Below are 24,496 nucleotides of genomic sequence, written 5' to 3'. Positions count from 1 at the left end.
CCAATTCAACGGCTTCAACATTCTTTGATGAGCCATAGATCTCATCGTGAAACATCTGATTCATTTTAGAATACTCATCGAACCTGCGCTCTTGCAACCGATTTTCCATCTGGCTGAGAAGTTGCTCCAATCTATGGAGAGCCGCCTTGGAAATGTTGACGGCAGCCGAACGAGCTATCAACCCTTCCAAGACCTCTCGAATTTCAAGATAATTCATGATCTCGTCCAACGTGAAAGACTTGATGGTGGCCCCCTTATTTTCCTCAATGGTTACAAGATTCTCCCGTTCTAACTTTAACAACGCTTTCTTTAGCGTGTTACGACTGACACCAATCGTTTCCGCAATATCAACCTCCACTAGCTTTTGAGACGGCTTAAACGTGCCATCCAATATCCGCTGTTTCAGATATTGATATGCAATCTCAGTTCTTCCAGCCATAGTACATCTCCCCTGGTCGCGCGTATGATGCCTTATGATGAACAATTGTGTCCGCATTGTAATCCTGCTCTTTCCAGTCTGTCAAGATACACCAGTCCGCAGAAGAAAGAAGGCGCCCACTGGACAGCCGGCTGCCTACTGCGATAGGTGCAAGCGTCGAAAGAGCCAACGACAAATCGACAGGGGGTATCATTTATGAAACACTCGGGAACGTTCAGGAGTTCGTCAGAGTCTCATCAAGCAAGCTGTGATCATGATTGTTCGTCTGAAACTGGTTCACGCGAAACAGGGGCGGGAACAGTTTGATCCATAACACGACCACGGCAATGGTCGCGAGACCGCCAATGATGGCAGCGGGGATGGCGCCGAACCAGGCGGCGGTCAGTCCGGATTCGAAGGCGCCGAGTTGGTTGGACGTACCGATGAACACTTGGTTAACCGAATTCACTCGGCCGCGCATGGCGTCTGGAGTCTGCGAAAGCACCAGGGTGGAGCGGATGACCACACTGATGACATCCGATGCGCCGAGGGTGAGCAGGGCTGCTAAGGAGAGTGTGAAAGATGTGGAAACGGCAAAGACCAGGGTGGCCACTCCATAGACGAAGACTGACAGAAACAGGATGGGTCCCACTCGGTAGTCGATAGGGCGCCGGGAGAGAAACAGCGACATCAGCATGGCGCCAATGGCTGGAGCGGATCGCAACATGCCCAACCCGAAAGCCCCGACCTGCAGGATGGTACTGGCATAAATGGGCAGAAGCGCGGTTACGCCGCCAAACAGTACGGCGAACAGGTCCAGCGAAATGGCACCGAGAATGACCGGGTTGCTGCGGATGAAGGTGAGTCCGGCTAGTACGGAGGCGAGCGTGACGGGTTCACGCGGGACTGGCTGCTGCTGTACACGCATCCGCATCATCATCAGGGCGGCCGCGCAGCAGATGGCTCCTGACAGCCCGTAGACCGTAGCGGGCCCGGTCGCGTAAAGTAGGCCGCCGATGGCGGGGCCGACCATCATGGCCACCTGGGAAGCCGAGGTGGTTTGGGCCATTTGTTTGGCAAAGTGTTCTTTTTGAACAATGTTGGCCAGGAGGGCAGGCATGGTGGTGTCCAAAAACGCGTTCGCCATGCCGAGGACAAAGACCATGCCCAAGATCCACCCGCGCGTAATCCAGCCTTCACCACTGCCGATAGCCATCACCGCGAAAACGACCGCTTCCAAGCCGAGGAACAAACTGACAATCAGCTTGCGGTTGAAGTGGTCCGCCACGTATCCGACCACAAACGTGAGCAAAACCATGGGAGCGAATTGCACTAAGCCAATCAATCCCAGATCCAAAGCGGCGTGTGTCAGGGTGTACATTTGCCACGACATCGCCACGGAGACCATTTGTGCCGTGAGGTCGGTGGCAATGAGCACAGCCAGATACATGATGAACGCAGGCGAAGATTGCAGTGGTTTCGCGGACGTCATCTCATCAAGCCTTTCGTTTCACGTCGCTTGTGGCAGTCAGATTGTGGGACGTTTCCTAGGCATGGAGCGATACCAGTTCGCACCAGAAACCACGACCAGTGTAATGCTGACACGGAGGAGCGTCAATCGCACGGGGATGAAGAGGCACGTGCCACAAGGCCACTGCCAACTTGTAAATCCACCTTAAAAAATTTCACTCGAAATCTCTTGACTTCGTCTTACTTGAAGGTGATAGCCTCATTGTATGTTCGGCCGTCTGCCATTATCGTTGCAAAAGAAGTGTTTTCGAAAGGATAATAATAGCTATAGTGGGAGGTTTGTCTGCTATGATTACTGCCAACGCACGCGCCACCTTTGGTCCGGGGGAGCCGTTCCAAGCGACCACCATCGATCGTCGCGATCTCGGCCCTCGTGACGTCCTCATTGAGATTAAGTACTGCGGCATCTGCCATTCTGACATTCACACTGCTCGCGGCGAATGGGGAGCGGTGAATTATCCCCTCGTTCCCGGCCACGAGATCACCGGAATTGTCGCCGAGGTCGGCTCCGAGGTCACGAAGTTCGCCGTCGGGGACCGGGTCGGTGTCGGCTGTATGGTTGACTCCTGCCGCGAATGCGAGAACTGCCGCAAGGGAGAAGAGCAGTACTGTCTCAAGGGAAATACCCTTACCTACGCCGCCGTCGACAAATACGGCCAGTACACCCAGGGCGGCTATTCCACCCACATCGTCGTGGACGAGGATTTCGTCCTCAGAATCCCTGAGGGTCTCGAGCTCGATGTCGCCGCACCGCTCTTGTGCGCTGGCATCACGACGTACTCACCGCTGCGCCACTGGGAAGCCGGCCCCGGTAAGAAGGTAGCCATTGTCGGCCTCGGCGGGCTTGGTCATATGGCCGTGAAGCTCGCGCACGCCATGGGCGCTGAGGTCACTGTGCTGTCCCAGTCGCTGAAGAAGAAAGACGACGGTCTGCGGCTCGGCGCGGACCACTACTATGCCACGAGCGATCCGGAGACGTTTAAGAAGCTTACCGGTACCTTCGACCTCATCGTGAATACGGTGAGTGCGAAGATCGACATCGATGCCTATCTCTCCTTGCTGTCTCTGGATGGTACATTGGTCAACGTCGGCGCTCCCGCGGAGCCGTTGTCGCTCAACGTGTTTTCAATCCTCCACCAGCGCCGGTCTTTCGCTGGGTCGACAATCGGTGGAATCCGGGAGACTCAGGAGATGCTAGACTTCTGCGCCAAACACCACATTGGCGCCGAGATCGAGGTCATCTCGGCCGACAAGATCGATGAGGCTTACGCGCGAGTACTGGCTTCCGACGTGCGGTATCGGTTCGTGATCGACATCAGCACGATGCGGACCGTGTAATCATGCGCGCTGTCGCTTACAACTTCTCATAGTCGGGGGACACGTACTTGGGCACGCACGGTGTGGCCATTTGTCTCCATCATAAAATTGCCGCCCATCGACTGGGTCAGGCGGCGCACGATGTCTAGGCCAAAACCGTGCGTCCGTCCCGGCTCGGCCACGCAATCGCGCTTATCCAGTTCATTCTCTACGACCAGTAGCACGCACCGCTCATCCACTGTCAACCGCCAGGATGCCTGGCTTGGACGGCCGTAATCCACCACATTCTTCAGAAGCGTGCTAACCAGTCGCCGCCACTCATCGGGTGTGCATAAGACATACAGACCCTGTACCGCGGATCCGGACAGGGTAATGCCTTGCCGCTCTGCCAGCCACCCGATGTGGTCGGCTACCTCTTCGGTGAGATCGGAAACAGCGACTGGTTCGCGCTCTTCGACCGGCATGCTCTCGAGCCGAAACAGATATAGAATATCGCTGATGAGTTCTGAAGCCCGCCGAATTTCCCGGACCAGCCTTCCGCGGTCGGCGTCGCGAACTTGGCTCTCCACCACTGCATTGATGGTAGCCAATGGCGTCTGGAGCTCGTGTGTAAGCTCCACCAGCATCCACTGCTGTGTCTGCCAGGACTCACTAGCCGGACGCAGTATACGCCGGCCCAACCATAGGTAGAAAAGAATCGCCAGGACCGCCCCGGTGGATCCGGAGAGCATAAGTAACCACAATGCGTGGTGAAGGACCTGTTGCTCGCTCACAATCGACTGGTACAAGTACAGCTTGTACATCCGCCCCGCATGATTCCACGCAGTGGCCACCACCTGATACGGTTCCCCTCGATACTCGAACATCCGATAGGCCAACCGCTCTTGATCAGCAGGAACTTCTCTAGGCAAGCAATTGCTGGGAATGGGCGGGTGATACGATTCGATACATACCGTGCCGTGCTCGAACACCACAAAGTATAGCCGCTTGCCGTTGTCGTCAGGCAGATATGAGTAGACAGGGAAAGTCCAAGAAGGATTGGGCGTTAGCCACGAGATGAGCGCCTGTAGCTCCGAGATATCCGTTTGCAGATCGACCTCCCCGTCTTTCTCCATTTGCACTTTGAGTTCAACATATACGAGCGATCCGACAAGCATCAAGAGAATCAACATGCTGACGGCGAGAATGGCTACAATTTGCCGGTACATGCGGCGGAACATACCGCGCGCAGGGAGGTCTAGCCGGTTGTTCAGCAGGTTCAATTCGCTATCCCTACCCACACACCCAAATGTATATCATGAAGGACTACACTAACCTGATTATGGTTTACAGTTTACAAATCGCCAATCTATTCAATGGAGTAAATGTGGAGATTTTGTGGAGGATATTTTGAGTTTTTATTGAGCACGTTATCCTATCCTAACGTCTGTCCGTGAAAAGACACGGTGTTTGAGCCCAGCAGCGTGAATTGGAGGGGCATCTCTCAAATTAAAGGTTAAGGTGGTACTCTCACCATGAAGCTGGCCCATATGAAGCGGTCCGGATTGGCATTGACCCTACTAGTTCCTTTGATGACATTCGGATTGTTTGGGTGTGGACAATCGAACGCAACTGGAGTCGCGGCTGATTCGAATGCTGTGACGAGATCGAAAGTCGCCGTGCACAAGGCTGCGGAGAAGCACAAGCTATCGAACCTGGATGCGCGCCCAGCGTCAAAACAGACTGCCACAGTCACAGTTTCGAAAATGAGTCAATCTGGCGTATTTCCTTCAAGAGTACCGATTCTTGAATATCACGACACAGCCTACAGGCCGCACTGGCCATGGGCGCTAAATCCGGGACAATTTGCTCAGGAGATGTATTTTTTAAAGACCCATCATTTTCATACCATCACCTTGGATCAGCTGTATGACGCGATGAAATACCATACACCTTTGCCTTCGCGTCCCGTCGTGATCACCTTCGACGACGGACACGTGAGCAATTTCACCATGGCGTTCCCCATCCTTCGGAAATATCATTTTGTCGCGACGGAAAATATGGTCACGAAAGCTATCAATCGGCCGGGGTATCTGTCAGCCAAGGATCTGTTGGAGATGGAGAGGAGTGGCGTGTTCGAGATTGAGTCTCACACGGTGGATCATCCGTACCTTGCCAAATGCAGTACAAGTCGTATTAAGTACGAACTCACCGAGTCCAAAAAGATCTTGACGAAGCTTTTAGGACGTCCCGTCGACTTTTTTGCGTATCCGTATGGCAGCTATGATGCGCGGGTCATCCGGGCGGTGCAACAGGCAGGATATAAGATGGCTGTAACGTCCAACTGGGGCTATGCTTCGACGAATTTCCAGGGTCGCTATACACTACGTCGCATTGGCATTCATGAAGGGTTAAGCATTCACCAGTTCGCAAAATGGTTGAGCCCATCGTTAGCACCGCAGAAGGAGTAGCTTTCTGCATATTCTAAAGACCGGCGCCTGCACAGGCGCCGGTAATTTTACATCATGGACTTGTTGAACCACTAAGTAATATCGATTGACTACTCACCAAATCCCTCTGTTGGCGTCACCTGAAGTCCTGACGCCCTCCGCCTCAGTTTAACGGGAGCGGTTTCATATAGAAGGAGTGAGATTATCCCAGCGACCAATGCGGCAAGGGCACCAATCCACAGGACAATCGACAACCCGTACCGGTCGGCCAAGATGCCGCCCATAGTTGATGCGAACATGGCAAAAAGGGTTCCAAATCCTTGAATCAACCCCATAGTTCCTGCTATATACTTGGCGGGAACAGACTCAGCCGGTATGGTCGCCATATACAGACCCATCGGCCCCCCAATGACGTTGAACAAGACGACACACACGATGAGCCACGTGGTATTGGATACAGCTAACAAGGAAAATGGCGTAAGTCCGGCAATCGCTGAAAAGATCACCATAATGGGTTTTCTTCCGAAACGGTCAGACAATGCGGGCACAATCAGTCCCCAGACCGTGCCGCCCAAGCCCAGCGCACTCATTATTAGACTCATCATGGTAGGCGACAGATGCCGAGCCTCAGTCAGGTAGAGAGGGCCAAAAGTGAAGATAGACATAAACCATAGATTCATACAGACTGCAAGCGCCAGACAAACCCATACATTAGAATTCCGAAACAGCTCCCCATAATTTATACGTCCCTTAGACCTCTGTCGAACAACGGAATGTGGAATCTCTATGTTTTTCGGTTCTCTCAAAAATTTGGCCAGAAAGATAGAAATGATGAGCCCCGGGACAAGTGTCAGGAAGAATGCTACTCTCCAATTGTACGCATTTGCCAATCCTACCAAGATGGGTGGTGCAATCACTGTAGCAATTAATGTGCCTGAAACACTCTGCAACACAGTCATGTTAAACCCCCGGCGTGATTCAGAAGATTCCACCGCCATGATGGACTGCATTACTGGTAATACCGGGCCTTCTGTAAGCCCCATGATGGCCCGAATCCCCAGGAGCATAATAAAAGTCGCAGCCACGCCGGAAAGAAAAGAGAGTAGCGAAAAAGCGAGAATCGCTCCAACAATAAAAGAGGAGACTGGCTGCATATGAGATACGGAGTGATGTCTGCCTTTGACCAACTCCGCGATACCAGCATCCATCTCAGTCAAGCCATTGATGTCGACTTCTTTATGCCTCTTCTCATACGGGGAATCAAACCATGTCCATGCTTCGGGAATCTCCTATTGCTCCCCATCCGGCATTGCGTCACTAGCACTCATCTGGATCTTTGGTGAAACAAAAGGGGAGAAAGTCGCCGGCATCCGGAGCGAGGATGTCGGCGCCCAAGATGTCAGCTGATCGTATCGCTTTATGTGAACCCAATCCGTGAATCATATTGTCGAATCTCGTCTCGTGCCATCATGGTTGTGGCTGTTGTAGAGGAATCTCAGGATGTTCAACGAACGCCTTGCGTAACTCCTCTGTGTCACGGATCCAATCGGCCCCTTCCGGCAACAAGACTCCGCCTGAACGGTTGCGGTAAACTTCGGGCTGATCGACACCGGGCGGAACCGTCCCCTTTTCCAGCAGGGCTCGTGCGGCAGCCAGCAGACGCCTGCGGACACGAATGACCATGGTATCGGAACTCGCCAGATGTTCTTGGCTACGGTCATAGATGGGACCCATGCTTTCCTGAACGGCCCTGTCCTGGGTGGCTAAATACTTAATTCCTGAGTAGTTGTCCTGACCACGCTGCACATCACGGTCAATCAGGTAATCATTGCCCGCATTCACTGCTGGCCGAAATCGCCCAAACCAATCTGTCGTATTCGGCAACATCGGCACCTGCATGCTCGGATATTTATGGGATGTGCCCTGGATTGGCAAACGGCTCGGCCTTCCAGTTTCATCTTTATTCTTGCGAATCATGATGTAAGCCATGGTATGGTTATCATCCATGGGAACCCAGGCATTCGTAATCACACTGTGGCCCAGTACCCCCTCAGGGGGTTGAGTATAGAATGGAAACGCGAAATGGGCGATACGCCAGTATACATAACCGGGTTTTGCCGGACGGTACGCTCCATACATAGCCCCATATTCCGTGTCTACCACTGCGTAGCGCGGAGCCCTATCCTTCACCGTGTAATGCAGAAATGTGCCTTCTTGAGTATCTTCCGGCATAATAGAACCAAAATGCAAGAATCCAGCATGACTCGTATCGATTTCGCCCTCAAGCGCTTGCATCCAGTTGCATTCTGCAAGGCTCGGTTGAATCAGACACTCACCATCCGGCAACTGGTTGACCTCAATGTCTGGTAGAGGGGGCGGGGTCTTGCGTGGCCCCATATAAGCCCACACCAGCCCGCCACGCTCCACGCATGGGTATGCCACCGCTTTCACCTTGTTTTTAAAATCACTTTCTGGAGGTTCGTTAGGCATGTCGATACAATTTCCGTACACATCGAATTGCCACCCATGGTAGACACACCGTAGACCGCACTCACTGTTGCGTCCAAAGAACAAACTGGCACCTCGATGGGGACAATGGTTTTGTATCAGACCAACGCGTCCCAAACTGTCTCGAAAAGCTATTAGTTTTTCCCCTAGCAACATCACACGGACAGGATCACAGTCTGGATCCGGAAGTTCAGATGACAGCAAGGCAGGTATCCAGTACTGTCGCATGAGATTGCCCATTGGGGTCCCCGGTCCGACACGACAAAGCATCTCATTGTCTTCATGACTTAACATGATGTCCCCTCCTTCGACTTCATGACCAGATTACCCATTTGCGTGTGATCGCCATGCCTGCATGGAAGAGGATTGTGGTCGCGTCAGATGAACGGATATGCATCAACAATTATGTTGAACAATTTTGAATTTAAATAGAGTATACAGATTATTCAGGTCTACGTCAATGACGTATTATGAATCGTTTGTACTGAAAGCCCGGCAGGAGAGGCTGAGACGAAATCCTTCTCAGCCTCCCGTGGGCTGCAGCGTTCATGATTCGCTGGCGTCCATCTCGGCCACGACAGTGTCCGTATCGGTCACACGTCCGAAGGCACGCCGGATCGTTTCCAGCGTCGCCTGCTGGGACGCCTCATCGAATCCACCGTTGGCATCGCTGACAAAGACCACCTTCAAGTCCCGCATATAGGCGCTGCGCGCTGTGCTCTCACAGCAAATGCTGGTCACCGTCCCTGTGATGATGACCGTGTCAACCTGCCCAGGGCCACGCGCGGTACGGATAAGCGTCTCGAGTTGGGTATTGTAAAACGCGTCATAACGGTGCTTGGGCACCACAAACTCCTCGGCTAGGGGCTGTAATTCCGAAACGATGTCAACGCCTTCCGTGCCGTAACGGATGCCCGCGCGTTGCAAGTGCGGCTGGATGCGTAGCTCCAGAGGGGAGACATTCACGTGATCATAGAGAATGTGTTGAGTAAAAATCACAGGTACGCCATGACTGCGGCAAGCGCGGAGAATCCGTTGCATATTGGGAAGGAATCGACGCGCCATAGGGACCTCCATGGGAGCCCCTGGACGGACAAAGTCATTTTGCATGTCAATCACCAACAACGCCGTCCGCAGCGGATCCACCCGCCAAATCGACTCACTTGTGTATGGAACCACGTGCATTCCCCCAACTCAATCTCTCTGTCAACACAATCATCAACATGATGAGCGACGATAATCCAGAACGGCACCGTCGTTCAGTATGCTTTCCCGTTTATCACAGAAGCGGCGTGGACACTCCCTCGCCGACATTGCGGTTTGACCAGCGGTTTTTCACCGGGGCGGTCTCCTTGATGGCAAACGCAATTAAAGCGCTTATAAACGCGCCGCCAGCCGCAATCCACAACGGCGCAACCAATCCATAATGGTCTGCCGCAATCCCGCCGATAGTCGGTACTGCTGTTCCGCCTATCAATTCACCAACCAACTGAACTAAACCGACGGCGGTACCGACATACTTCGGAGACAGGGATTCGCTCGGAACAACAACCATGAACAGTGGGAAGCACGCCTGACCGACACAGGTCAAAAATCCGATAATGCTCATTACCGCGACTGACCCGTGAACGAGGGCCAAACATACCGGTGAAAGCACTGCGATAAACGAGAACAAAATCAGCGTCGGCTTACGTCCCCATTTGTCAGAGATCCAGGGGCCAACGAATCCCCAAAAGAAGGTGCCAAGGCCCATAAATGCTGTGATAACGCCCATCTGGGTGCCGGAGAATTTGTCGTGTTCAGTTAGGAAGGTCGGTGCGAACGTGGTAAATGCGAAGAGCCACGTCATCATAAATACAGCAATAAACATGGTAATCCAGACGTTCCTCGTGCGGAAGACAACCGGGTAATCCTCACGGCGAAGCCGATGTTCATGTTTCGCCAACTGTTCTTTCGACATCCTACGATTGGGCTCTTTCATCCAAAAGAGCAGAACAAAGAACATGATTAATCCCGGTACACCGGCCAGGTAAAAACCCGCATGCCATGAATACTTTGTGGCCACATAGGTCAAAACCAGCGGTGCGACCGCAGAGCCAATCAAACCCAAAGAACTTTGCACAAAGCCCATGTTGAACCCTCGCCGGTGCGGCTGTGAGTCCGCAACTACAGAAGCTTGGGCAATCGGAAGAACCGGGCCTTCGGATACACCCATCAGACCGCGAATCACCAGCATTGAGCCGATGCTCCTTGCGATACCTGTTAAAAAGGAGAAAATTGAGAATGCCAATGTAATCGGCAGCAGTACTTTCTTACGCGATCCAATCAAGTCTGACAGGGAACCAAATACGAATCCGGACAGGGACCAGCAAATCGCCAATATGGAAGTCATCAATCCGAGGTCTGCATTATTCATTTTCAATTCGGGACCAAAGAACGGAAATAGAAAAGAAACACTCAGCCGCTCCATAAAGACAAAGCCGAAGGTAAAAAACATCATCAGAACGACAGCGTTTTCATATCGAAAAAACGATTTTTTCGATCCGCTCGCCATACTGCACACCATCCCTTCTTCATGAGTTATTCTGGAAGAACACCGAAGCCCCACCGCCCCATTCTCTAGTAATCGCTTTCACAAGAATGGCCCAACCTCCTTTCCGCTCTGTTCAACACACTATCCTCCGTATTCCTCAAAAAGGAATCTCCGTGTTCCTCCATTCGGAACATGAGAGAACTTTTGTTGTGGCACCGACGTGAAACCTGGAATGAAGGTGCCCAACCACATGTGAATCCACTCAAATACCCATAGCAGAAGGTGGCCGGCTTCGATGGGAGTACCACCAACAGCCGGCCAGCAGTTCCTCAAGTCATCCATATCGTGAACATAATGATTAACAATTGAGAGGTCAAAACAGCCCTGTCGTCTAACTCTCCTACAAACCTGGCTTCATCTGCCGCACGGTCTCACACACGTGGGCCAAGTGGATTTTCATCGCCTCTTCGGCCGCATCAGGATTCCGTGCGGCCACGGCGTCGACAATCTCCTTGTGTTCACGCAGGGAGTTCTCCGGGCGTCCTTCAGCCATGATGGTGCGGTATTGATAGCGCACACTTTGCGAACTTAACGTGTCCAACAAGCGTCCTGCCGTCTGATGCCCTGCAATCTCCACCAACTTGCGATGCAGCCGAGCATTCCCTTCGGAATAGCTGATGAGGTCGTTGCGCTCCTGACAGCGTCGCATGTCCTCCAAGATCTCTTTCAGCACCGTGACATCTGCGTCCGTGGCGCGCATCGCGGCGTGCCGAGCGATGAGTGCTTCCAACGCCGCCCTGACTTCCAAAATCTCTGCGGCCTCGGCTTGGGTGACCATGCGTACACGCGCACCGCGGTAACGCTCCCGTTCCACCAGGCCCTCCTGCTCCAGCCTCGCCAACACCGTCCGAACCGTGGCGCGACTGGCATTCATGGACTTCACCAAATCCATTTCCACCAAGTGCTGATGCGGCATCAGAGTCCCCTCGACAATTGCCTTGCGGAGACGCTGATAGCACTCTTCTTCCGTCAATAAACCTGTCTGCGGTATGGTCGACATAGCGAAGCTTCCCATCCTCTACTTATTGGATGTCTTTATTATACCCCCTCGACCACAGGTGTACCGTAGCGATGGAAGCTCGCTACTGTCGGATTGCCCCAGGCCTGCCCGCGTTTGCGTTCGGTCTCTGTCCACGTAATCGGTTGCCAATCCGGCGCCAGGACAAGATACCCGCCGGAGCACACCTCGATACGATTTCCTCCTGGCTCATACACATAGACAAAATGGGTTTGGTTGATAGCGTGTTTGCTCGGTGCAAACTCAATGTAAATATCATGATCGACAAACAGGTCGGCGGCGCGCCAGATCGACTCATTGCTGTCCACACGAAACGCGATGTGGTGCAGCCGGCCCTTGGCACCGGTTTCATCATGGGTATACACAAGATCATACGATTTGTTGGCGACACGGTACCATAGACCGGCATGGCGGCCATTATCCAGAACAATCTGTTCCGTCAGCCGCAGGCCCAACACGTCCTCAACCATCTGACCGTCTGCTTCCGGATTGGAAGACAGGTAATTCACATGGTCGAGAGTCTTCACCGAGGCGCCACGACCTGTAAACTTCTGAGGTTGATTTTTCAGTGTCGGACGAAGCTCCGCCGGTGGCTGGTAGTAAGTGGTTTCATAGTACAGTTCCATAAGGTGGCCGTCGGGCCCAAAGAATTGATAGGCGGGACCGTGCCCGTGGTCTCCTTCCACCCATTTCCCGTCCACACCCCGAGCTTGGAGGGCTTCAACCCGGCGGTCCAGTGCCTCTGGACTCATCGTTCGCAGCGCTGTATGGCCTACACCAGGTTGAGGTGACTGCGTCACCTTCAGTGAATAGCGCTCATAGTCCCCCCAACAACGCATGTAGACGGACACGTTGTCTTCGTCGACCACTTCCATGCCCAACACGTCGCGAAAAAACCACACACTTTTCTCCAGGACCGGCGTAAGGAGCTCCACATGACCGAGATGGGCGATTTCAAACATCGGTTCCAACACAAGTATCCTCCTCTTTTCTATCCCCACGAATCCTTACCTTGCCCATCACTCCGGAATATTTGGCAATTCTCCGTGGGCAGGAATATTGATGACGTGCAGTTCCGTATAGGCTGTCAATCCCTCTACCCCATACTCCCGGCCAATGCCTGACTGTTTGACTCCGCCAAAAGGAAAGCGTACATCCAGTCCCTGAACAGCCGCCGTGTTAATCATCGTGGTGCCCGCCTGAATGCGGCGCGCAACCTGAAGGGCGTGTTCTTCATCGCCCCACACAGAACTCGTCAGTCCATAAATGCTGTTGTTCACCAGGGAGATCACCTGTTCCTCGTCGTCGTACGGCAACACCGGCACGGTGGGACCAAACTGCTCCTCGACCACAATCGGATCGTCGTAGTCGACAGGCAGGACGAGCGTGGGTTGCATGAAGTAGCCTCGTTCAAAAAGGTCAGGATCCAATATCCGTCCAAGTGGAATCACCTTGGCACCGTGACTCTCGGCGCCCCGAATCAGACTTTGGACATATTCCAGTTGTCGCTTGTTGTTCACGGGCCCAATGGTTACATCTGGATTGAACGGATTTCCGACGCGAATCCACTTGTTTGCCGCCTGAACGTATCTATCAATAAACTTCTCATGGATGGAGCGGTGGACATAGATTCTCTTCGCAATCATACAAATCTGACCAGCGGTCAGGAAATTCGATATGACCAAACGACGCATGGCGCGCTCATCGTCGACATTGAACTCCGGAAGAATGACGGCCGCGTCGTTGCCGCCCAACTCCAAGGTGACATTTTTGAGCGTATCGGCAGCCGATTTCATGATGCTACGACCGGTCACGGTGCCGCCTGTAAAGGCGACCTTGGAGACCAATGGATTTGTGGTCAACTCCACTCCCACGTCCGCCCCGCCGTGCACCATGTTGACCACACCTGGAGGGAACTCGTTCGCGATGATCTCAATCGCCTGACTCACCGCCAGCGGTGCGTAGGGACTCGGCTTCAAAACGATGGTGTTGCCAGCCAAGAGGGCAGGTGCAATTTTTATGGTAGAAAGGGCGAGTGGGTAGTTCCATGGAAATATGGCGGAAATCACCCCGATAGGATCACGTGTAATGATGGTCTTTCCCGCTTCATGAACGGATACCTGCTCTCGAAGAGCTTCCTCAGCTATGGAGCAGGCATGCTCCATCCACATGGTTGTGACGAACATTTCGCCGCCAGCGTCGTACAAGGGCTTGCCGTGCTCGCGGCACAGCAAGGGTATGAGCCTGTCGGATGCCGCCTTGAGCCCCTCAATCGCCCGCTGCATTCTCCGGATGCGCTCCTGCACAGGTGTTTGCGACCACGCTGGAAAAGCGGCAGCTGCCGCCTCAATAGCCCGAACGGCGTCTTCCCGAGTGTTCATGGGGCCATAGCCAACGATTTCGTCTGGATTCGCAGGATTCTCCCGCGGGTATTGATTCTCTGTGGACACCTGTTCCCCATTGATGATTGCGCTTACCACAACGGTTTCAGTAGCTTCCATCAGAATCATACTCCTCTCTTGTCGTATGCATCTGATTACATGGACTCCTGACCTGATTTGAGAAGTATACGCAACCACTCCTCGTACGATCCGACCTGGCTCCGCTCCGGCGCCGGACAGACGCGCGCCGCCCAGGCCAATCTGTCCGCCGCTCCTCCGGCAGCGAATGGAGTAATCCCCAACTCTCGGAAAGTCGCAGCCACCTCCGCCATCTCTTCGGCGCGTCTGATTCCGTGAGCCATGTTTCTGCCCAGCAGATATTTCACGATTTCAGACAGGCGGTTCTCCGGAAAGGACGCGTCGAGCGACGTCAACACCTGCTCGCCAACCCCCACGGATTCGGCGGCTAAAAGGGCCTCCAAAAACAGGGCCTCCATGCCCTTCAAAATGGCACTCCGACACATTTTCAACGCAGCTGCGGCTCCCACTGGCCCTGGCAAAACATCGATACGCATGCCATAGGGCTTCAGGGACGCTTGCAACCGGGGCGCCCCCGGACCGTCAGCGACCATCGGCACCCGATGCTTCCAGGGTGGCACGGCTGACATCACGGCCACGCCGGCGAACGCAACGTCCCGGCGCGATTCAGCCACCACGTTGAAGATTTCCTGTTTTGTCCGGGGGGAACATGAATTCAGATCCGCGTAGATGGTACCCGGGCGCATGAAGCCGGCCGCGGTCTTAGCCACCGACAGGGCGGAAGCGGCCGTCACCATGGAGAGAACGACGTCGCTGGATTCCGCCAGGTCCTTCAGGCTTTCCGTCAGAGTAACCTCGGCGGCCGATGCTCGTTCACGGAGGATTTCGCTGTCCGCTACATCGAACGCCAGCATGCCCGTCAATCCTTCATCATGAAGACCGGTGGCTATGGATGACGCAGCCTCGCCAAAACCAATGAATCCAATACGCATTCACATCTACCTTCTCTCGGATGACTCGTTGCCATGTGACTTACGTTTTTGCCGTGCCACCCGTTCCTACGCACGATGTTTGCTCAGAAGACCGTGCGGATCTAAGACAAATTTTCGCGCCGCCCCTCGGTCGAAGTCTCTGTACCCCCTCGGCGCCTCCTCCAGCGGCAGCACCGTGGCATTCACCGCTTTCGCAATCTGAGCCTTTCCACTGAGTATGGCCATCATGAGTTCCCGATGGTAGCGCATCACAGGCGTTTGCCCAGTGACAAAATGGTGTGCCTTCGCCCAACCGAGCCCAATCCTGATCTTCAGAGAGCCAATTTTCGCGTCTTCGTCTACAGCCCCCGGATCGCCCGTCACATAGAGGCCCGGGATGCCTAATTTTCCACCGGCTCTCGTCACGGACATGATGGTGTTGAGAACGGCAGCTGGGGCTTCCTCGTGGTTGGCGCCATGACCGTGGGCTTCAAAACCGACACAGTCGATTGCACAATCCACCTCAGGCACACCCAGGATATCGTCGATCATTTCACCCACGTCATCGTGTTCGGACAAGTTAACGGTTTCACACCCAAAACTTCTGGCTTGCGCCAGTCTTTCTTCATTAAAATCCCCGACAATCACAACGGACGCCCCCAGCAGCTGCGCCGAGTGCGCTGCGGCAAGCCCAACGGGTCCGGCCCCGGCCACGTACACCGTCGATCCGGTGGTCACACCGGCACTGACAGCTCCATGGTATCCGGTCGGAAAGATGTCGGACAGCATCGTTAAATCGAGTATCTTCTCCATGGCCTGATCTTTGTCAGGAAACTTCAATAATTGGAAGTCCGCGTAAGGAACCATCACATATTCCGCTTGCCCACCGACCCAACCGCCCATATCGACATACCCGTACGCGGCCCCAGGCCGATCGGGATTCACATTCAAACAGATGTGCGTATTTCTCTCCTTACAATTCCGGCAGCGCCCGCAGGCGATATTAAAGGGCACCGAGACCAAATCGCCCTTTTTGATGAACTCTACGTCTCGTCCGACCTCTATCACCTCTCCGGTAATCTCATGGCCCAATACCAGACCCACGGGCGCTGTGGTGCGTCCACGCACCATGTGCTGATCACTGCCACAGATGTTGGTCGACACCACCTTAATGATGACGCCGTGTTCGCACTTTCTGCCCACATTCGACGGATGCACTCCAGGGCCGTCTTTCAGTACGAGTTCCGGATAATCAATATTCTGCACTTCCACATGACCAGGTCCCATGTACACTACGGCTCGGTTGCCCATCCAGCATCACTCCCCATCGCAAAGTGTCATACATCTCCACGTGGGCCACGAGCCCCCCTCATGGCCAAACCATCAAAAGAAGTTGCTGATATTTCTCATGCCCAGAATGGCCTGGTCCGGATAAATGGTCCTCCTCACGAGCCGCCAATTGCCATCTCGTTTCTTGACCACATCGCTTCGCTTTCCAAATACCTGCTCCACTTCCGTGGTGCTGCCGCGACTGCGAAGCATGTGAAAGTAGCTGGTCACATGCACCTCTTCCGGTTCCTCGCGCTCGATCCGCACGTTCGTGATGAAATGCCGGGTTCGGGACGGGGGGTCCTCCGCCCATGCGGATGTGGTCTTCAGCCGATTGACACGTGTGATGAGGCTCTGCTTGGTCTCCTCAAGGTAAGTCATCTCATCGACAATGTCGTCCCCCCCTTCCTTCTCTTTGGTCACGCGCATCGGCATGCGATACACGACCGAGTCATCAAGCATCTCCAGCCACTCGTCAAACCTGCGTTCATCCAGCAAGAAGGCTTCATCATGCAGGAAATTCACGATTTCATCCCGGATTGTCATGGTTCAGGAGCCCCTCCCTCACTTGTCCTTCAATTCATTCGCTCAGCAATTGGTCCACCCAGTGCTCGTAGAAGGAGCGAGAAATGGCGTCCAGCCAACATGTGGGATACGCTGTACCCGGTGCACGCCATTGTTCGATCGGCTCTACTCTCCCCATGCCCATGAGGTAGTTGAGTACATTGTTGTAGTGAACGTCCTTGCTTTGAACCATGAACCCCTTGCTGGCATCTTCCACACGCGTCCAAATTTCCCCATCGTCCTGCTCAAGGGTTCCTCCCGGACCAAAGGAACCCACATAGCTCCTGTATGAGGCCTCTTTGAACTCCTCCGACGCGTCCTTATCCACCATGCACCATGAACACACTTCAATGAGATCGGGAGCCAAGGGCCGCCAGGTTCGGAAATTGACGAAGCTGGTCAACGGTTCGTCAGGGCCTCCTGTCCCATGCATAGGGCTGACAAAGGACAAGTTGGGGAAACAATTTCCCACGAACACAACGGCACGATACAGGATGTCTCGTTGTTCGGCAGTCAGGTTCTTCTCGAATTCCGGCCACAGTTCTTCGGGCAGTCCCTGATAGGGGCGGCTTGTGGTGCCGTCTTTGGTCGTACAGATGTTGATGCCGTGTCCATTTTCCAATACGATTTGGTATCCGTAGCTGGCATACATGGGATCCTGAGGGCTGATGCCGAGTTCGACAGTAGAGCGGTGGCTCATCGCGACATGGTACGGATCGCCGCCAAAGTTGTCAGCGCTAATTTTCCAGTTGGTCCGAATCAGCCAGCGGTGTGGAACTCCCCGGACTTCCAGCCCATTTGTGGTACGTCCAAGCATAATGTCGAAATACCATTTCATTCCTCCCAAAAACTCGTCGAGCGGTTCCACGTCAGGATTGAGCGACGCAAAAATCATGCCCTGATACGTCTCCACTCGAGGTATCCTTCGCAGCGCCCACTGGCTGCGATCCAGTTCCTCCCCGTACACTTTGTTGCCGGCAATAATGCCAATCAATTCCCCTCTTTGGTTGAAAGTCCAGCCATGATAGGGACACGTGAACGTTTTCTTGTTGCCGCAATCCGCAACACACAATTGAGCGCCGCGGTGTGTACAGGAATTCAGATACGCTCGGATCTGACCATCCTGGTCCCGCAACAGAAGAACGGGATCGTGGACTATCCAGCGTGTGACAAAGTCTCCCGGATTGCGGATCTCGGATTCATGTCCAATGAAATTCCATGTTCTGGCGTAGATCTTCTCCAGCTCCAGTTCATAGATCTGCTGATTGGAGAATACCCACTGCGGCAAAACGCCCGTGTGGATTTTCTCCTTAATGTCCTTCAGTGCCGTTGCGTCGACAGTCGTATATGCCATGGTAAAGAATCCTCCTTCCATGCCACGAACTCCATCCTCAACACGAACCCATAGACCACAGGTGTCGAAACAATCCCATCAAGTCAAGCCAACTGTTCCTCTTCGTAGTTGCAGCCGAAGCGCCCGCACGCCCCGGAGATCAAGATGTGTACTGGCCAGCAACCTGCGTCGTCTCCGGTTTGATGAGGCCCACCTTTCTTGGAGCCGTTTCCCGCAGCCAGAAGGAAACCACGAAGACCACGAAAGAGCCGAGTGCCGCAATGAACATGGGCGCGGACAAACCGTAGTGGTCAGCGGCTATACCGGCCAGAGTCGGCACGGTGGTTCCCCCAAAGATCTCTCCAATCATCATCATGATGGAAATGGCGGAAGCCGAGAACGCCGGCGGCACGGACTCACTGGGTATGACCGACATGCATACAGCGGCGTAACCTTGGCCGATGGCCAACACGAACAACACCACAATCAAGACGCCAACGCCGGAATGAATCACCAGCAATGCCAGAGGGGCCAAGGTCGCTATCAGGCCTGACGCAATCATGGAAGGCTTCCTGCCGAGAAAATCAGAAATTAAAGGAACACAGAAGCCCCAAACCCAGGACCCGAAGCCAAAGGCGCTCATGGCCCAGCTCATCTGGGTCGCTGTGATTTTGTCTACCTCCGTCATCAATATGGGCGCAAACGTCGTGAACGTGATGAGCCAGGTGATGAACCCTATGGAACATATGACGCACAGCCAGGTGTTTCGGGTTTGGAAGATCACCTTATAGTCCGCCCAGGTCAGTTTTCTCTCCGAGGCGCCTTCCTGGGGGCTCAGCTGGGGTTCCCGCATAAACTTTGCGACAATGATGGCGAGCACGAGCGCTGGAACTCCCAATAAGTAGAATGCATACCGCCAGCCAAAGGCGTTGGCTAACGCGACAACAACCAAGGGTGCAATCGTCATGCCAATCAGCCCTGAGGCGCTCTGGGTGAACCCGATGTTGAATCCTTGACGCCCCGGTTGTGAAGCCGATTTCACGGCCACCGCTGCTATGGGAAACACCGGTCCTTCAGACAGCCCCATCAATCCGCGCACCAGAAACATGGCCAGGAAAGAACCGACCACACCCGAAAGGACCGAGGCGATGGCGAACAACACGATGAAAAAGATCAAGATTCTCTTTCTGTTTCCGGAAAAATCCGAGAAACTGGCCACGGCCCAAGCGGATATGCCCCAGCCAACGGACAGCGCAGATGCGAACATTCCCACTTGCGCGTTGTTCAGGTGTAAATCTGGAATCAAAAATGGAGACAAATACGTGATGCTCTGTCGATCCATGAACACCAATCCGAACGCAAAGAACATCATTACAATGATGGCGTTTTCGTATGTCCACAAACGAGACCTTTGTTGCATGGCCATCCCTCCGTGAAGGTTGTTCTGCTGGAACTCCTGTCCAACCAAGGGTCGGCAGGGGGCTGTTCTCACTAGTCTAGAAGTACGACCATGACCCATAATTCCGAAAGAGAGACCAGCACCAAGCTCTAGATAGCGCTTTCAAAGACTGCCAGGAAACCACGGCTTCACAAGCCCGGCAGGGTCATCCGTCAAGCCGACAAGGCATGCGGCCGCACGACCTTGTCGGAATATGGATGACCCAAAATCGTTCAAATCTCCCGCCACGACGACACAGACGATTCGACCCACACGATAAGCCGAACCACCCCTTCTCTTTTGGCTCTGCTCCATAGACTATTCTTCGCATTCCTCAAATAGGAACCACCGTGTTCCTTTGTGTGGAACGCGACGGAACTTTTTACGGGCGACTCGATATCAGTCTTGGTATCGGACTCCCAACGAGTTCAGCTTTTCTCGTAGTCCATAGATATCCAATCCCAGTTCCCCCTGAGCCAACCGCCTCCGAGTCTGGTCCTCGCGACGTCTGCGGGCGTCTGCCGCCCGAATCACATCGCTAACCTGTTGCTTGGGCACGACAACCACACCATCCCTGTCACCCACGATGCCATCTCCTGGGTGCACAATCACTCCGGCGCAAACAACGGGAACATTCACAGATCCGGGACTTGATTTTACGGTCCCTTGCGCTGAAACGGCTCTTGCCCAGACCGGAAATTGCATCTCGGTCAATTCGGCGGTGTCGCGTACACCGGCTTCAATCACAAGTCCCTGAACCCCATGGGCTCGGGCCGACACAGCCAGCAATTCACCGAACATGCCGTCTGTGGAATCTGAAGTCACTGTGACCACGAGCACATCCCCAGGCCGGCATACCTCAATCGCCGCGTGTATCATCAGGTTGTCTCCCGGGTGACAGGAGACGGTGACCGCGGTTCCACAAACCCGCGCCGTATCGTAAATGGGACGCAGATAAGGTTTCATGAGTCCGCTTCGTCCCATGGCTTCATGCAGCGTGGCGGTGCCAAATTCCTTCAGGGCCTGCATCGCTTTGGGGTCCGCGCGTTCGATGTTCCGCACAATTTGGTGGCTCACACAAACTCGCCTCCCACGTACGGATATACCCGCTGGTAAGCCTCCCCGTACTTGATTGTGCCTCCGGAGTTGCGCCCCGCCTGTACACCCCGGCGTTTCGCCACGTCCGTATAGTACTCCCACAGGTGCTCCTGGGCCTCCATACATTCCATGGCCTTCCGTTTGCGCTCAAAGACAGAAGTAATGTCCAGCAGGACATCCACCCTGAAGTTGCACTGCTCCGTTTGATGAGGCTCATACAAAAAGACTGGCGGAGCACCAATGACGCCGAATTCCGACGGGTATCCGTGCGCTTGGGCAAGTATGCGGCTTTCCAGAACGAGTTGCGTGGTGCGAACGTGATCGACATTGTAGGGGTCCTGCAAGGAATGGGTGAGTATGAATTTTGGACGGTGTTCCCGAAATTCTTGAACAATGGCATCGCGAAGTTCATTCGTCACATCCAGCGGGTAGTCGCCCGCGTCAAAGAAGCGAATGTCCGCTCCAAGGATTTCCGCCGCTCGTTCAGCCTCGCGTCTGCGGATAGCCTTAATCTCTTCCAATGATTTTCCCAGTTTCCAAAGGCGGGCCGACTCCCCTCGTTCGCCAAAAGACAAACACAGGACACGCACCTGATAGCCCCTATCGTGGTAGAGTGCAATGGCCCCACCGGCGCGCCATACGAAATCCGCTGAGTGAGCACTGACGACAGTGATGGTCTCCTTCGCTTGCGACATTGTGCGTATCTCTCCTCAATGATGCGAATTGTATACAGCCAACCGACAAAATTTTCCCGTTAGGCGCTTCTGCCCTCAGCCGCATGCTTGTCTAAGAACTCCATGACACGCCGATTAAATTCGTCCGGGGTCTCACTCGGGATGAAATGCCCACCCGGCAATATGGTGAATTCTGAATGGGAAAGCAGTGAATGCAGATCTTTCCCCAACTCCAGATCATTGATGTCATCATCCGCTCCCCAGACAATGAGAGCCGGGCACCCGATGTGCGGCAAGCGGCGACGAAGTCCGTATCGCGCCCGATTCGTGGGGTGATTCATGTGATTTAATATCTTTTGATAAGCCTCCAACGCCCCTGGCAAGTGAGTCCTGTCGTACCAACGCTGCGCCAGATTTCTGGCATCGGAGCCCCGCAAGGTCGTCGTTTTCAACACGTGATTGAAAATATCCTCAAACTCGGGCGGTCTGAACGCAGTCATGGTCGAGAGCGTGCGCTCCGCCATGCCTCCACTGTCCACCAACGTCAGTGTACGAACGCGATTGGGGCTTTCGTAGGCCAAGAGCGCCGCGACCCACCCGCCCATGGAGTGCCCGACGATGTGGGCGGATGAGAGCCCCAATGCATCTTGGAATTCTCGGACAAAATCGACCAGGTATGCAAATGAATACTCAATGTCCAACCTGTCCCCGTCGCCCCATCCGACGAAGTCTGGAGCATAGACCCGGTACTTGGTCCCCAGGCAGCGGATGTTCGGCAGCCAATAATCGCCGCCTTGCCAAAATCCAACCCCATGGAGTAGAATGACCGGCGCTCCGTCACCCGCCTCCAGATAATGCGTGTGCCCATGGCTCAGTCTTACGGTTCGCTCCTCCACATCGACTGCACTCACGCAGGCTGCCTCCCACACTCCGCTGTGCACATGATGTAATGCCAAGCGGTTATCTCCATATGGCAAAGGTCATGCCAACACCAGTTCCCGCAGGCGAACGGTATCCAGACACGTATTCCAAGTAATCAATGTTCAAGTGTTCCAAGGCACCGGCGGCCACAATCCAATTCAGAATTTCACCGGACGCGCCCTCCAACTTGTCTCGAGGAATCGACTTTAAGATATCCGGGTCCTTGTTCTTGAGCCCCCGAATCACAAGCTCATCCAATCGCTCATCGACCTTGAAGTGGCTCAACCCGCCGGACCCAATGATGGCCACTCGTTTATCCGATTGCCAGGATTCAATCACTCTGCGCAAGGCCTGGCCGAATTCGTAACACCGAGCCGGCGTGGGCTGGTTGGGTTGGAAGAAACAGTTGACAAAGACGGGCACCATAGGGATATCCTTTTTGGGCATAAGGCGCCTCTTGACAAACGTGAAGGCGTGGCCCAAGGATCGACCTTCATGCTGCGTCTTGCTTTGGGACACATCAAACCCTTCCCACATCATCTCGGAGATGATGTACTTGGCCAGGTCATCCTGAACCGGGTAATAGTCGATTTCATCTGTCGTATGCCAAGCCCAAATCACGGGTCTGAGCGATGGATGCAATTCTTCCAAGGGGTGCGGCAAATCTTTCAATTCTGTTCCCCAAAACAGCGCAAATGCCGGTTTTGAGTCGTCCCAGAATAACTCCTCCTGATCATCGCCGACGACCACCAATATGTCTGGATTGGCTTCCGCAATGGCATCGTTAAGACGGGCGATGGCCGCCTGACAGGCTTCATACTTCCTTTGCCATACCTCCGGCTTCAGCTGATCTTGGATGGTGGACGCGATTTCTCGTTCCCGCTCTTGGAATTCCGGACCCAGATAGATCTTGTCCCGCTCAACGTGCAATGGCCATATGTCCGACGGGCTGCTGACCTGTGGACTATGGGACGAACCAATCCCAAGCACAATCTCTGCCATATAGGAATCAACCTTCCTGATTCTTTTTCCTCCAAAAGTTACCGCTCATCTGAATTCAAGACGGCTATAAGTTCCAATTGTACTACCGCGCCACCCCGCAGCTGACTCACAATGGAATGACGCGCTGGCCGGTTGCTGGCATCTGGGAACATCTTGACCCACTCCACGTTCACCAAGTCACGATAACGTTCCTCTGCCAGATATACGGTGACGCGCCCGATGTCCTCTGTGGTCCCACCGCAAATCTCCATAAACCGTCGCACGTTCGCAAACGCGAGTTGAACCTGTCTTTCAGGATCTTCCGGAATTTTCCCGGTTTCGGGGTCAGCTCCTGAAATCGCTGACGAAAAGACGATTCCGTCGAGCTTAGCGCCCTGGGGAATCGGTGTACTCCCATGATTCACGCCTGGAATTTCTATACTCTGTCGACGACCCATCGTCCCCTCGCCTCCCACGGAAATCAAGATGTCCTTTCCTTCGTTGGCTACTCCGTACAGCCCTGTTCAACGTCTTCGTTCCATCCACGCCCCCCTTTCTCGCAAGGTAGAAACTTGGTTGATTGAAGCAACGACTCTCAGATCCTATGATAGCGATTACAAGAGCGCCAACGAGTTTTCCCAAGACGTTGCATTGGGCTCAAATCAAAATTGTTAACAATCTTGATTATAATCTATATGGGGCGTCTGTCAACAGTGCACAACAGCTGACCCCGACCAACAAAATTGGGTTTTTTTCTGGCGAAGATGGAAAGATAGCAATGACGACGTAGGCCGGAGCTGGAATGCGGACTCCCCTTTTGCCGAACCCCAGCCGCATCACCAACGCCAGTGAGTTCGATTCTGAATCACCCATTTGTCCTGTTTCAGATTTAAGTATCACACATTTCGTTTATATATGATATACTTATTTCAGATTCAGCCCTGTTAATTTGCC

General features: G+C 53.8%; 22 protein-coding genes. 2 read left to right on the top strand and 20 right to left on the bottom strand.

Annotation, left to right across the window (positions count from 1 at the left end):
• Positions 1-439: GntR family transcriptional regulator (locus tag AK2_RS08590; RefSeq protein WP_067933363.1), on the bottom strand; the 439-nt coding region annotated here is incomplete at its 3' end.
• 214 nt (positions 440-653) lie between these two features.
• Positions 654-1,910, bottom strand: a complete 1,257-nt coding sequence (locus AK2_RS08585; RefSeq protein ID WP_067933362.1) for an MFS transporter — start codon at positions 1,908-1,910, stop codon at positions 654-656.
• Positions 1,911-2,236: 326 nt separating this feature from the next.
• Between AK2_RS08585 and AK2_RS08580 the strand changes: the two genes are divergently transcribed.
• Positions 2,237-3,286, top strand: coding sequence for an NAD(P)-dependent alcohol dehydrogenase (locus AK2_RS08580; protein ID WP_067933361.1), 1,050 nt, complete (start codon positions 2,237-2,239; stop codon positions 3,284-3,286).
• A 26-nt stretch (positions 3,287-3,312) separates the two neighbouring features.
• Here AK2_RS08580 and AK2_RS08575 read toward each other — a convergent pair whose 3' ends face one another.
• On the bottom strand, positions 3,313-4,527 hold the full coding sequence (locus AK2_RS08575) for a sensor histidine kinase (RefSeq protein WP_067933360.1): 1,215 nt from the start codon (positions 4,525-4,527) through the stop codon (positions 3,313-3,315).
• 252 nt (positions 4,528-4,779) lie between these two features.
• Between AK2_RS08575 and AK2_RS08570 the strand changes: the two genes are divergently transcribed.
• The gene (locus AK2_RS08570) at positions 4,780-5,715 is read left to right on the top strand and encodes a polysaccharide deacetylase family protein (protein ID WP_067933359.1); all 936 of its coding nucleotides are present in this window, start codon (positions 4,780-4,782) and stop codon (positions 5,713-5,715) included.
• Between the two features lie 89 nt (positions 5,716-5,804).
• On the opposite strand, the gene AK2_RS08565 is transcribed toward AK2_RS08570, so the two are convergent.
• The 17 genes from AK2_RS08565 to AK2_RS08485 all read right to left on the bottom strand — a co-directional run bounded on the left by AK2_RS08565 (position 5,805) and on the right by AK2_RS08485 (position 24,000).
• Positions 5,805-6,902: an MFS transporter gene (locus tag AK2_RS08565; RefSeq protein WP_067933358.1), complete on the bottom strand. Its 1,098-nt coding sequence runs from the start codon at positions 6,900-6,902 to the stop codon at positions 5,805-5,807.
• A 259-nt stretch (positions 6,903-7,161) separates the two neighbouring features.
• Entirely contained in the window at positions 7,162-8,496 is a 1,335-nt protein-coding gene (locus tag AK2_RS08560) for a Rieske 2Fe-2S domain-containing protein (protein WP_157076277.1), read from the bottom strand.
• A gap of 252 nt (positions 8,497-8,748) precedes the next feature.
• The gene (locus AK2_RS08555; RefSeq protein ID WP_067933356.1) at positions 8,749-9,381 is read right to left on the bottom strand and encodes an isochorismatase family protein; all 633 of its coding nucleotides are present in this window, start codon (positions 9,379-9,381) and stop codon (positions 8,749-8,751) included.
• Between the two features lie 100 nt (positions 9,382-9,481).
• Complete coding sequence (locus tag AK2_RS08550) at positions 9,482-10,756, bottom strand: MFS transporter (RefSeq protein ID WP_067933354.1); 1,275 nt, start codon at positions 10,754-10,756, stop codon at positions 9,482-9,484.
• A gap of 379 nt (positions 10,757-11,135) precedes the next feature.
• Complete coding sequence (locus tag AK2_RS08545; RefSeq protein ID WP_067933353.1) at positions 11,136-11,795, bottom strand: GntR family transcriptional regulator; 660 nt, start codon at positions 11,793-11,795, stop codon at positions 11,136-11,138.
• Between the two features lie 38 nt (positions 11,796-11,833).
• Positions 11,834-12,775: a catechol 2,3-dioxygenase gene (locus AK2_RS08540; protein ID WP_067933386.1), complete on the bottom strand. Its 942-nt coding sequence runs from the start codon at positions 12,773-12,775 to the stop codon at positions 11,834-11,836.
• Positions 12,776-12,832: 57 nt separating this feature from the next.
• Positions 12,833-14,323 (bottom strand): aldehyde dehydrogenase family protein, encoded by a 1,491-nt coding sequence (locus tag AK2_RS08535; RefSeq protein ID WP_067933352.1) that lies wholly within the window; start codon positions 14,321-14,323, stop codon positions 12,833-12,835.
• 26 nt (positions 14,324-14,349) lie between these two features.
• Positions 14,350-15,225 carry a DUF1932 domain-containing protein gene (locus AK2_RS08530; protein WP_067933351.1) on the bottom strand — a complete coding sequence of 292 codons (876 nt, stop codon included), beginning with the start codon at positions 15,223-15,225 and terminating at the stop codon, positions 14,350-14,352.
• A gap of 66 nt (positions 15,226-15,291) precedes the next feature.
• Positions 15,292-16,515: a formaldehyde dehydrogenase, glutathione-independent gene (fdhA, locus tag AK2_RS08525; protein WP_067933350.1), complete on the bottom strand. Its 1,224-nt coding sequence runs from the start codon at positions 16,513-16,515 to the stop codon at positions 15,292-15,294.
• A 72-nt stretch (positions 16,516-16,587) separates the two neighbouring features.
• Positions 16,588-17,079 carry a 3-phenylpropionate/cinnamic acid dioxygenase subunit beta gene (locus AK2_RS08520; RefSeq protein ID WP_067933349.1) on the bottom strand — a complete coding sequence of 164 codons (492 nt, stop codon included), beginning with the start codon at positions 17,077-17,079 and terminating at the stop codon, positions 16,588-16,590.
• Positions 17,080-17,113: 34 nt separating this feature from the next.
• Positions 17,114-18,451, bottom strand: coding sequence for an aromatic ring-hydroxylating oxygenase subunit alpha (locus AK2_RS08515; RefSeq protein ID WP_067933348.1), 1,338 nt, complete (start codon positions 18,449-18,451; stop codon positions 17,114-17,116).
• Positions 18,452-18,590: 139 nt separating this feature from the next.
• A complete protein-coding gene (locus tag AK2_RS08510) occupies positions 18,591-19,850 on the bottom strand; it encodes an MFS transporter (RefSeq protein ID WP_067933346.1) in 1,260 nt (419 codons plus the stop codon).
• Between the two features lie 417 nt (positions 19,851-20,267).
• On the bottom strand, positions 20,268-20,945 hold the full coding sequence (locus AK2_RS08505; protein ID WP_067933344.1) for a 4-carboxy-4-hydroxy-2-oxoadipate aldolase/oxaloacetate decarboxylase: 678 nt from the start codon (positions 20,943-20,945) through the stop codon (positions 20,268-20,270).
• The gene (locus tag AK2_RS17290) at positions 20,942-21,661 is read right to left on the bottom strand and encodes a PIG-L deacetylase family protein (RefSeq protein ID WP_067933342.1); all 720 of its coding nucleotides are present in this window, start codon (positions 21,659-21,661) and stop codon (positions 20,942-20,944) included. The genes AK2_RS08505 and AK2_RS17290 overlap by 4 nt, the downstream gene beginning before the upstream one ends.
• Positions 21,662-21,720: 59 nt before the next feature.
• Complete coding sequence (locus AK2_RS08495; RefSeq protein ID WP_067933340.1) at positions 21,721-22,551, bottom strand: alpha/beta fold hydrolase; 831 nt, start codon at positions 22,549-22,551, stop codon at positions 21,721-21,723.
• A gap of 49 nt (positions 22,552-22,600) precedes the next feature.
• The gene (locus tag AK2_RS08490; RefSeq protein ID WP_067933338.1) at positions 22,601-23,563 is read right to left on the bottom strand and encodes a DODA-type extradiol aromatic ring-opening family dioxygenase; all 963 of its coding nucleotides are present in this window, start codon (positions 23,561-23,563) and stop codon (positions 22,601-22,603) included.
• 38 nt (positions 23,564-23,601) lie between these two features.
• A complete protein-coding gene (locus AK2_RS08485; RefSeq protein ID WP_067933333.1) occupies positions 23,602-24,000 on the bottom strand; it encodes a RidA family protein in 399 nt (132 codons plus the stop codon).
• Positions 24,001-24,496: the final 496 nt, after the last annotated feature.

The sequence above is a fragment of the Alicyclobacillus kakegawensis NBRC 103104 genome, from assembly GCF_001552655.1.
GTDB lineage: Bacteria > Bacillota > Bacilli > Alicyclobacillales > Alicyclobacillaceae > Alicyclobacillus_G > Alicyclobacillus_G kakegawensis.
The sequence above is the reverse complement of the archived record's forward strand: the minus strand, read 5'-3'. Positions and strand labels throughout refer to the sequence as shown.

Bases quoted from the DNA above. Each gene is read 5' to 3' on its own strand.
- AK2_RS08550 (WP_067933354.1), bottom strand. From the start codon at position 10,756: ATGGCGAGCGGATCGAAAAAATCGTTTTTTCGATATGAAAACGCTGTC.
- AK2_RS08490 (WP_067933338.1), bottom strand. From the start codon at position 23,563: ATGGCAGAGATTGTGCTTGGGATTGGTTCGTCCCATAGTCCACAGGTC.
- AK2_RS08570 (WP_067933359.1), top strand. From the start codon at position 4,780: ATGAAGCTGGCCCATATGAAGCGGTCCGGATTGGCATTGACCCTACTA.
- AK2_RS08535 (WP_067933352.1), bottom strand. From the start codon at position 14,323: ATGATTCTGATGGAAGCTACTGAAACCGTTGTGGTAAGCGCAATCATC.
- AK2_RS08485 (WP_067933333.1), bottom strand. From the start codon at position 24,000: ATGGGTCGTCGACAGAGTATAGAAATTCCAGGCGTGAATCATGGGAGT.
- AK2_RS08510 (WP_067933346.1), bottom strand. From the start codon at position 19,850: ATGCAACAAAGGTCTCGTTTGTGGACATACGAAAACGCCATCATTGTA.
- AK2_RS08560 (WP_157076277.1), bottom strand. From the start codon at position 8,496: ATGTTAAGTCATGAAGACAATGAGATGCTTTGTCGTGTCGGACCGGGG.
- AK2_RS08530 (WP_067933351.1), bottom strand. From the start codon at position 15,225: ATGCGTATTGGATTCATTGGTTTTGGCGAGGCTGCGTCATCCATAGCC.
- AK2_RS17290 (WP_067933342.1), bottom strand. From the start codon at position 21,661: ATGTCGCAAGCGAAGGAGACCATCACTGTCGTCAGTGCTCACTCAGCG.
- AK2_RS08565 (WP_067933358.1), bottom strand. From the start codon at position 6,902: ATGGATGCTGGTATCGCGGAGTTGGTCAAAGGCAGACATCACTCCGTA.
- AK2_RS08545 (WP_067933353.1), bottom strand. From the start codon at position 11,795: ATGTCGACCATACCGCAGACAGGTTTATTGACGGAAGAAGAGTGCTAT.
- AK2_RS08520 (WP_067933349.1), bottom strand. From the start codon at position 17,079: ATGACAATCCGGGATGAAATCGTGAATTTCCTGCATGATGAAGCCTTC.
- AK2_RS08540 (WP_067933386.1), bottom strand. From the start codon at position 12,775: ATGTTTGAAATCGCCCATCTCGGTCATGTGGAGCTCCTTACGCCGGTC.
- fdhA (WP_067933350.1), bottom strand. From the start codon at position 16,515: ATGGGCAACCGAGCCGTAGTGTACATGGGACCTGGTCATGTGGAAGTG.
- AK2_RS08585 (WP_067933362.1), bottom strand. From the start codon at position 1,910: ATGACGTCCGCGAAACCACTGCAATCTTCGCCTGCGTTCATCATGTAT.
- AK2_RS08515 (WP_067933348.1), bottom strand. From the start codon at position 18,451: ATGGCATATACGACTGTCGACGCAACGGCACTGAAGGACATTAAGGAG.
- AK2_RS08580 (WP_067933361.1), top strand. From the start codon at position 2,237: ATGATTACTGCCAACGCACGCGCCACCTTTGGTCCGGGGGAGCCGTTC.